The sequence below is a fragment of the Rouxiella silvae genome (assembly GCF_002093625.1).
Taxonomy (GTDB): Bacteria; Pseudomonadota; Gammaproteobacteria; order Enterobacterales; family Enterobacteriaceae; genus Rouxiella; species Rouxiella silvae.
Map to the genome: position 1 here is coordinate 19,334 of NZ_MRWD01000067.1, position 9,719 is coordinate 29,052.

Consider the following 9,719-nt stretch of genomic DNA (forward strand, 5'->3'; position numbering starts at 1 on the left):
ATCCCTTTCTTCTTTTTACAATAGGGCGTTAGCCCTATTGTAACTTCTTGAGATTTTCACTATGAGCTTCGTACCAAAAAATATTACTCAAGGTGGGCAGATTACTGCCTATCGTTTCAGAATGTTCAATCAGGTAAATAACTGGTTCTCATTTTGGGTTGTATTGATATTTTTCGCAATAAGTATGCTGGTCTTTTTTGCTTTTACTCCTATGAGTATTATTGCTAATGGGCTAACGTATTGGCTTGCTGATATGAGTAGTTCATTTCTGTTATTAAATCCCCACTCTACAGTCAAAACATGGAGTGTGAGGGTTTATGATGATGCCGGTGTTAATTATACGGTTTTGAAATTCACTTTGGAGCAAATTCTCAATAGTAAAGAAATGGCTGAAGTTGGGAACATGTTTCTTACTCGCTTAGAGATTTATGCAGGGCTTGGCGCAGCAGTATCTTTTGGTATTTATTCTATCCTTATGTTCTGGATTGGTCGCGTAGGTAAAGAGGAGACTGATGATGAGTACATTTCAGGCATGAAACTTACTCAAAAACCTGCTGAAGTTAATAAGATACTGGCATCAAGAGGGAAGAAGTCCGACTTGAAAATTGGAAAGCTTCATATGGTTAAAAATGCCGAAATTCAAAACTTCCTCATGCACGGAACCATCGGTACAGGTAAATCAACACTCATTAGATACCTGCTTGATTATATTCGAAGTCGCGGGGATAGAGCGGTTATATTTGATTCAGGTGGTACATTCATTCAGACGCATTATAATCCAGAAACAGATAAGATTTTAAATGCCCATGATGAACGCTGCGAATGGTGGGACTTATGGCACGAGTGCCAAAGTGTGGTTGATTACGAAAACATCACAGCGTCACTTATTCCTGTAGAGGGAGATTCCGATCCTTTCTGGGTATCAAGTTCCCGCACCATTTTTGCTGATAGTGCAATGAAGATGGCTAAAAACGAAAATAGAGATATCGAATCCTTCTTAAAAATTTTATTCACTATCAGTCTAAAGAGTTTACGTGAGTTTCTTGCTAATACACCGTCGTCAAACCTTGTTGAGGAGAAGATCGAGAAAACTGCAATCTCAATTCGGTCTGTTATTACCAACTACGCTAAGGCTCTACGTTTTCTACAGGGGCTTGAGAAGTCCGGCAAAAAGCGCTTCAGCATTCGTGAGTGGATGTCGGATGAGGAGTTCAGCAATAGCTGGCTGTTTATCTCGACAAACTCAAAGTATCGGAAGTCGGTTAAGCCTCTAATGTCTATGTGGTTGTCAATCGCAACAATCTACCTTCAGAGTATGGGGGAAAACCCTAACCGGCGTGTGTGGTTCATCCTAGATGAATTGCCTTCGCTCCAAAAGGTCCCTGAACTGAATGAGACACTGGCCGAAGCCCGTAAATTTGGAGGCTGCTTTGTGATTGGTATGCAGAACATGGCGCAACTGAGTAATACCTACGGAAAAGACACTGCAAAATCTTTGTTCGACCTCATGAATACTCGATTTTATGGACGTTCTCCAAGCGCTGAAGTAGCGAAAGATATCGAGCAAGAATTAGGTAATCAAAGACGTAAAGAAGCCCGAGAGCAGAACTCATTTGGTTTAGATCAAGTCAGGGATGGTATTTCTATTGGTAGGGATAAGGTGAGCCAACCAATCGTTGATTACGATGAAATAATGAGGATGGCCGACCTTAATTTCTATGTGCGCCTGCCAGGTGACTACCCAGTAATTAATATGGATGTACCTTATAGAGATCTACCTAAGAAACATCCTGCTCTTATCGAAAGAAAAATCGACGATAAATTAAGCCCATTGCTAGAAGAACTCATCGTACATAATGAAAAAGGGATGAATACAGATTTTCAAAACCAGATAATTGAAAATCACGCGACTTTGACGTCGACCGCGCCAGAGCAAAAAACCGTAGTGGCACCGCAGCCGGTGGCGTCGACTGCACCGGAGCAAAAAACCGCAGTGGTCACACCGCCGGTGGCGTCGACTGTACCGGAGCAAAAAACCGCAGTGGTCACACCGCCGGTGGCGTCGACTACACCGGAGCAAAAAACCGTAGTGGCCCCGCAGTCGGTGGCGTCGACCGCACCGAAGCAACAAACCTTAGTGCTCACACAGCCGGTTGCAGGGTCCGCACAAGTTTCCAAACCTGAAGACACTGCACTTGCGTTTACTATAACGATGCAAGAAAGACTAGCGAAATTGCGCGGAGATAATCAGAGGGTTGAAACGCAAAATAATGCTCAGAATATTGGATTGCCTGTTCAAAGCCATACTGAAATTAGTGCAGAGAAGTCCACCGGTAATACTGATGCTTTCAAGTTCATTGATCCGCGCCGCAAGCAGTCAAACGATAATACCGGTGACCAAAGCGGGGGGAGATCCGAGGAGCTTGAATTCGAAGCTATCGTTTATGAAACTGAAAGTGGTGCTATGGTCATCAAAACTGAAGGGAGTGAAATCACCCAAAACCAAGGTGCGGTCCGAAAGATGGCAGAGGAAGAAAAGAATATTCTCGTTCACCGTGAACATGGTGAACACGAAATGGAGGAGCCAGACCTATGATGTCAGTTGCCAATGTAAGTTCCGCAGGCGGTGCTGCTACTTATTACACAAAGACAGATAACTATTACTTCCTCGGAAATCTTACAGCTGAATGGCACGGTAAACTTGCTGATGAAATGGGTCTAGAAGGACCGGTGAATGCTGAGATTTTCACCGAACTTTTACACGGCAAACTACAGGACGGTACAGTCCTTGGCCGAGATGTAGATGGTAAGCATGTACATCGGCCAGGTTATGATCTGACGTTCTCAGCACCGAAAAGTGTCTCCATCCTGGCTTTGATTGGGCAGGACAAAGATATGCAGCAGGCTCATAAAGAATCTGTAGCGGTCGTGGCCGAATATGTTGAAGAGTTAGCATCAGCACGACTGACGGTTGATGGTGAGACGCGTATGGTCAACACGGGGAAGATAATCGCCGCCGGTTTCACCCATGATACAAACCGAAATCTAGATCCTCAGCTCCATACTCACCTAGTTGTCATGAATATCACCGAGCAAGACGGAAAGTATAAAGCCCTCGGTACTGACCTCATCAACAAGAGCGGCTTCGGCGAGCTGATTTACAAACACCATATTGCACTCGGCCAAGTTTATCGAAATGCGCTCAAGGAGCGTGTCGAGCAATTGGGGCATGAGATTGAGGATGTTGGACCTCATGGCCTATGGGAAATTAAAGGCGTTCCTGAATCTGTAAGACGGTCATACTCGACTCGCAGTGAAGAGATCAGGGAGTCGGTTGGCGATGATGCCTCTCTTAAAAGCAAAGACGTGGCAGCCAAAGATACGCGTAACGCTAAACAGGAGCCTTCTCGCCCTGAATTAATGGATAAATGGAAAGATAAGCTCCAGCAGGAAGGTTTTGATTTAGAAGGCTATCTCAAGGAAGTTAAACCACATAGCTCGAGAGAAGCGCCGCCGGAGATTGAGCGCGAAGCAATTAACATCATAGCCAAATCCGTCTCTTTGCTAAGCGATACAAAGTCAAAATTTACCTTTAGCGATCTACTTTTGACTTCCATCGAGAACAGTGAAAATACATATACTGTTAACGAGTTGAAAGGCGCTATAGACCACGCTATTGCTGAAAGTATGATCATCCCAATGGACAGCGAAAAAGGCATCTTCACATCCAAAATTCATATCCTGGATGAACTTTCTGTCGAGCACATGGCAAAAGACCACCTTAAAGACAGCCAGGTATTTACATTCATGACGCCGCGTGAAGGTGGGGATAGCAAAAGTGAGCTTGCGTTTCTAGAGAAAGAATCATTATCTGTTGTGCAGGTTCCAGCGTCCATCAGCAAACTTCGCGACATGACTGAGAATATGGTGAATTTCACCACAGAAAGAGGCCGTGACGCGGTTGTACTGGCCTCTACGACAGCAAGACTGGATTCACTATCCCGATCTCCTGAACTCGCAGATAAAGTCATCCCGAAGCATAGTTTGCTCAGCAATGACTTTACCGTACCGGAGCAAAGCACGGTTTACGTTGAAGCTGCTGAAAAAATGACGCTAAAAGAAACGGTTGTTCTGCTTAGCCATGCTCGCGAAAAAAATCTACAACTCGTTTTCATGGATAGCACTGCCAGGCAGGCTAACAGCGACGTACTATCTGTTCTCAATAATGCAGGAGCAGAGAAGCACAACCCCGTATACACCCTCGACAAGCTTGAAACTCAGGTTGTCAGTATCCCTGATAAAAGCACGCGTTATGATGCCATTGCTAAAAGATTTACGGAGATCACCAGTACTGGTGAACGAGCAACGGTCGTCGTTACCGGCCCCCGTGAGCAAAAAAATCTGACGGGGATCATCCGGAACGAACTCAAGAACGCTGAGTTACTCGAAAGCAAAGATATCTCTATGGAATCACGTTCTCCGGTGTTCGTCACCGAGAAAACGCGTAAACAGATTGGGACTTACCATTCGGGGATGGTCATCGAGGATAGGACTGAAAAAAACAGAAAAACATACACTATTGATCGGGTTAGCGAAGAAACTAAGGTTTTGGTTCTGAAGGACGAAAAAGGGCAGCAACATAACAAAGCTATCGGCGAACTCAACGCAGATTGGCGCTTGTTTGAGTCCCAAAGCATTGAAATCGCCATAGGCGAGAAGCTCTCAATGACGACGGCCAGCTACAAAGAAAAAGTGAAGGCGAAAGCTTCCGTGACGGTAAAAGCGATCACTGAAGGTGGCGTTACGTTATCAGTTAATGGCACCAATAAAGAATTTAAAGTCTCAGTCAATGAACCACTGTATGCGCGGTATGATTATGTCTCTGGAGCAGGCGCTAAAGATAATGAGCAAGGGACTGTCATCGCAGGGCTAACCACCCATGAGCTAAGCCTGTCAATGATGAATACCTTGGCACAATCTGGAAATCGCGCAGAGGTATTTACGGCTGAATCACAGGAGAAGGCGGAAAGTAAACTCCTGCGACTTAACAATAAAAAGTCGATACTTACTTTGGTGAAAGAAGCATCCGGCAAAACCGATACTTCAGAATCCATTGATACGCTAAAAGCCAATCTCGAGACAGATGGCCAGAAGGCAGTTTCTCTTGCCATTGAAAACATGAGCACAGTTTCATTCAGCAGACTTGAACTTATCGATAAAGCGCTGGGTATTCATAACAAAAATTCTGAAATTTTGGCTGAAGTTAATAAAAGGGTTTCTTCAGGTCAACTGATCAGCATGGACGTAAACGGTCAGTCTCATTTAGTAGCCCGTGAGACGTATGAAATTGAGAAAAGCATTGTATCGCTCATTGAAAGCGGGAAAAGTGCGGTTAAACCCCTCATGGAACAAATTGACCCAGCCAGGCTAGAAGGGCTGACGGCTGGCCAGCGTGCTGCTACTACTATGGTTTTATCTACCGAAGATCGCTTCATGGGTATACAAGGCTACGCAGGTGTTGGGAAAACGACCCAGTTAACTGCGGTCACAGCGTCTCTTGATACGTTGCCTGAAAATGAGAGGCCTGAAATAGTCGGACTCGGCCCAACGCACAGAGCTGTAGCCGAGATGCGCTCTGTTGGCATAGAGGCTCAGACAGCAAAATCATTCATCCTTGACGTTCAGAAACGGCTAGAAGCCGGTGAAAAGGTCAATTTTGAAAGAACGTTATTTCTAATAGACGAACAGGGCATGATCGGAAACCAAGATACGAGGGATGTTCTTTCCATCATCGACAAAGCGTCAGGCCGCGCCGTACTCATGGGAGATGACGACCAGCTGGAATCAATTGAAGCGGGTGCATCTTTCCGTCTCATGCAGGACCGGTCGCCGCTGGACGTTGCCATCATGAAAGAGATTGTCAGGCAACAGACTCCGGAACTGCGGGAGGCTGTGTATAGCATAATCGACAATGACCCCGTAAAGGCGCTGGCGCTGATTGAGAAAGTAGATCCCGCGATTGTGCCTCGGCATGCAGGAATCGACATTCCTTCATCTGTCATTGAAGTGAAAATAAAGCAGGCTCAAAGTGATGTTGAATCGGTTGCAAAACAACCATCAATCCAGGAACACATTGCAGCAGATTATTTGAGCCGCACAAAAGAGGCTAGGAATAATACGCTCATTATCACTCAGCTTAATAACGACCGGCGGGTGATCAACAAGACCATTCATAACGAACTCTTAGACCGTGGCGAACTGTCGCCTAAAGCTATAGAGCTAACGACGTTAGTGCGTAATGGCAATGAGCGAACAGCATTCAACAGTATTAATAATTGGAAGGCGGGTTTAGTTGTTCTGGAAAACGACAGCTACATGCATGTGACTAATATTGATAAACAGAATGGCCTGGTACATATGCGAAATGCTGAAAATAAGCATGTCGTGTATTCCCCAAAAGAACTCAATTCACGCCGTATCGAGGTATTTGAAACAGAAGACCTTACCTTTAATGAAGGGGAAAGCATTGTCTTCAAAAAGTCCAACCGCGACCATGGGCACACAGCAAACGAAAAGTATGTTATCAATAAAATTGATGATAACGGAAGTATCTACCTGAGCGGTGAAAACGGTCAAAAGGTCATAAATCCCCGTCAATTCCACCACGATAAGCATATTGATTATTCATATGCGACAACCGGCTATGGAGCACAAGGGGCAAGTGCATCTTATGTCATAGCACTGGAAGGTGTCGAAGGAAGTAGAAAGCGTATGGCCAATATGCGCGGGTTCTATATTTCTGCATCTCGTGAAAAATCACATGTTCAGATCTATACCGATGACCGAGAAAAATGGGAACAAAAGCTTCAACAAAAAGAGGCTCAGCCACGTACCGCGCATGATGTCCTGGCACCCGAACATCAGAAAGAAAAAGCACAATTTCTTATGTTGTACGCTAAAGAAGCCGATAGCAATTTTGCTGTCAGAACATGGATGTCGCAGAACGGCTTAAACAAAGGGGACATCGATGTAAAAGTCCTCAACCCCTCTCGAAAAAATCCAGAAACAAGATTGGTCCTCAAGTCCTTGGATAATTTCGGTAAAGAAAGCGGTATTGAATTGGTGTCTATTGAGCGTGCTGTCGATGGGGTTTACAAGACCACAACATCTAAGCCTGTCAATACGCAGCGTACTCAAGCAAATCTACTGCGAACCAGCCTTAACAATAAAATGTACGTCGCTCGAGACATTGAGGAGGCATTACATGTTGCCGGTGAAGATAAGCAGACTGGGATTGTTATATCAGATAAAAATCCGAATAGCTTTAGCCCGATATTTCTGAAAACAGTAGGGATTGTCTTTGATAAGCAAATACCTATTCCTGAAGAAATCCAGCCGACAATTACTGCCGCATTGAAAGAGAGCATGGACGCCCAGCAGAAACAAGTTCAAGAACCGGCGATACGTCTAACGGAAAACATCTCGTCAGATAAAGCTACCGAAAAAGCCCTGCGGGATGCACAGGAGGCAATTGCAAAAGAAAAAGACATAAATACCGGCGAACAGGGAAAATTCAGGGAATATGGTGATCTCGGATTGGATACAGTTGAAGGCAAGCTGAAAGATTTGGTTCAACAGCTTTCACAAAGCGCCCGAGAAAAATCTTCAGAACTCAGGTTATCAGTTAGAGAGCAAGAGCTGCTCAACCGAGCTGCTAATGAGCTCAGTATGGATGTCGTGAAAGACAAGATCGAGCGCACCACTGACAAGATTACTGGACGGTCGCAGAGAGAAATCACATTTGAACGTGAAGAGTATGAAAATACGCGTTCTCGTAATATGGATAAAGAAATATGATCAGGGCAATTCGTTTTATACCAGTAGTGGCATTACTAACTGGTAGCGCGGCGATAGCAGCGGAAACACAGGCAGTGGGTTTTACACCAGAACAACAGGCTACAATAGGTAAAATCGCATCAGATTACCTCGTTCAACATCCTGAAGTACTGATTAAGGTCAGTCAGGAACTTCAAGCGAAACAACGCACACAGCAGCAAGAACTAATGACTGATGCCGTAACCAAGCTTCAGAAGCAATTAATGCAAGTAAAAGGCATTCCTGTTTTAGGTCCGGACAACGCCAAAGTTACAGTGACCGAGTTTTTTGACTATCAATGCATTTACTGTAGCCATATGGCCCCGACCGTAGAATCGCTTATTAAAAATAACCCCGACGTGAAATTCATCTTTCGTGACTGGCCTATTTTTGCAACACATTGGAAGAACTCTGATATAGCCGCGTTAACCGGTTTGAATGTATATGCGCAATCAGGGGCAAAGGCCTATTTGCAATATCATAACGGTATTTACGCAACTGGCCATGATGAAGGTAAACTGACTACTGATGATATTGCTTTAGTTGCCGCCAAGGCATTGAAGGCTGTACCTACTATGACTGTCTCGGATAATGACTATAAGGTTGTTGTAGGTAAGAATGACTTACTTGCGCAAGGCATTGGTGTTTCAGGTACACCTGCTTTTATAATCATGCCTGCTCAAAATGCTACGGCTAAAACGATAACTGTAGTCCCTGGCGCAGCCACCCTTGATGCATTACAGGCTGCAATTAATAGAGCAAAATTATAAATAACTACCAAGTGTCCTTATCAACCACTGAAATATTTATGTCTATTATTCAGTTAGTTAAACCTTTTTAATATTCTTTCCTTTGGAATTCAAGCCACTTTAAATGAAACTCCATTAAGGGAACAAATTATACATGCACAGAAGGGCGGTTATGTCCGATGGTAAGGGGAAAGGAAGTCCGCAATCCAGATTTCAGGTTTTGGAGATAATGTAGTTGTGAGCAAATGAGTGGTTAATTTCAAAAAAAAAGTATAAGATGTGACTAAGGCTCCCTTTAGGGGAGCCTTAGTCATGGGTGGGCGTCCCGTAAGACACCACTGATTGCCGTTACCAAAGAACCATAACATATCGTTAGCGGGTACTCTTCGGTTTACTAACGCTGACTATAACCCAAAAAAAAAACTTTTGCAACACTAGAGGATTAGCTTCATTAAGTGGGAGTCTATGGGTAAGATTTGCAATCACGGCACAGCAACTTACTTTATGGGACAAGAGGATGTTAGATACGGAAATTTTGGATAAGATATCAATTCCGAGGCTTACTAAGTACAAAGATGCATTTGGTTTTCCAGAATATGAACATGCTTATGCCGTCTATACTTGGAACAAAATATTGGCCGGAGCCTTTACTCCCCTGGTTCAGTCTATTGAAGTCTCGCTAAGAAATTCTATCAACCAAGGAGTCATGACACTTCCCGAGTATGGCTGGCTCTGGTTCACCAATGTTTACCGGAGCAAAGACCTACCCAGAGATTTTGTTAAACTACATCATCATATTGTAAATAGGCATACCCAACTTGATCTAGATGCTTATAAAGAAAATAAACACCCTGACTATAAAAAAATTCTGGATATCATTTACGAAAAAAAAATTAGAAAAGGTACTCCTCAAATAAAACGGGCTTACAACCAGCATATTGTTGGTAACTTGATGCTAGGTTCATGGGTTGTTCTTCTTAATTCTGACTATGTTGATAACACGAATAATAAAAAGTTATGGCCGAACTTGACGTCTATTGTTTTCCCTAACGCAATTGGTATGCAAAAGGATAATCTTTTTAAGATGTATAATGA

Annotated in this window: 3 protein-coding genes and 1 pseudogene; all 4 read left to right on the forward strand. The window is 43.9% G+C overall.

The genetic code is table 11. The annotated features are described in order from the left end of the window. The first annotated feature begins 61 nt into the window (after nucleotides 1-61). Entirely contained in the window at nucleotides 62-2,596 is a 2,535-nt protein-coding gene (gene traD / locus BS639_RS21210) for a type IV conjugative transfer system coupling protein TraD (protein ID WP_084984271.1), read from the forward strand. Continuing rightward, on the forward strand, nucleotides 2,593-7,857 hold the full coding sequence (gene traI, locus BS639_RS21215; RefSeq protein ID WP_084984272.1) for a conjugative transfer relaxase/helicase TraI: 5,265 nt from the start codon (nucleotides 2,593-2,595) through the stop codon (nucleotides 7,855-7,857). Before traD ends, traI begins: the two co-directional genes overlap by 4 nt. Continuing rightward, nucleotides 7,854-8,645 carry a DsbA family protein gene (locus BS639_RS21220; protein WP_084984273.1) on the forward strand — a complete coding sequence of 264 codons (792 nt, stop codon included), beginning with the start codon at nucleotides 7,854-7,856 and terminating at the stop codon, nucleotides 8,643-8,645. Before traI ends, BS639_RS21220 begins: the two co-directional genes overlap by 4 nt. Nucleotides 8,646-9,141: 496 nt before the next feature. Next, nucleotides 9,142-9,719 (forward strand): annotated as a pseudogene (locus BS639_RS21225) (Abi family protein); the annotation flags it as partial.

Bases quoted from the DNA above. Each gene is read 5' to 3' on its own strand.
- traD (WP_084984271.1), top strand. From the start codon at position 62: ATGAGCTTCGTACCAAAAAATATTACTCAAGGTGGGCAGATTACTGCC.
- traI (WP_084984272.1), top strand. From the start codon at position 2,593: ATGATGTCAGTTGCCAATGTAAGTTCCGCAGGCGGTGCTGCTACTTAT.
- BS639_RS21220 (WP_084984273.1), top strand. From the start codon at position 7,854: ATGATCAGGGCAATTCGTTTTATACCAGTAGTGGCATTACTAACTGGT.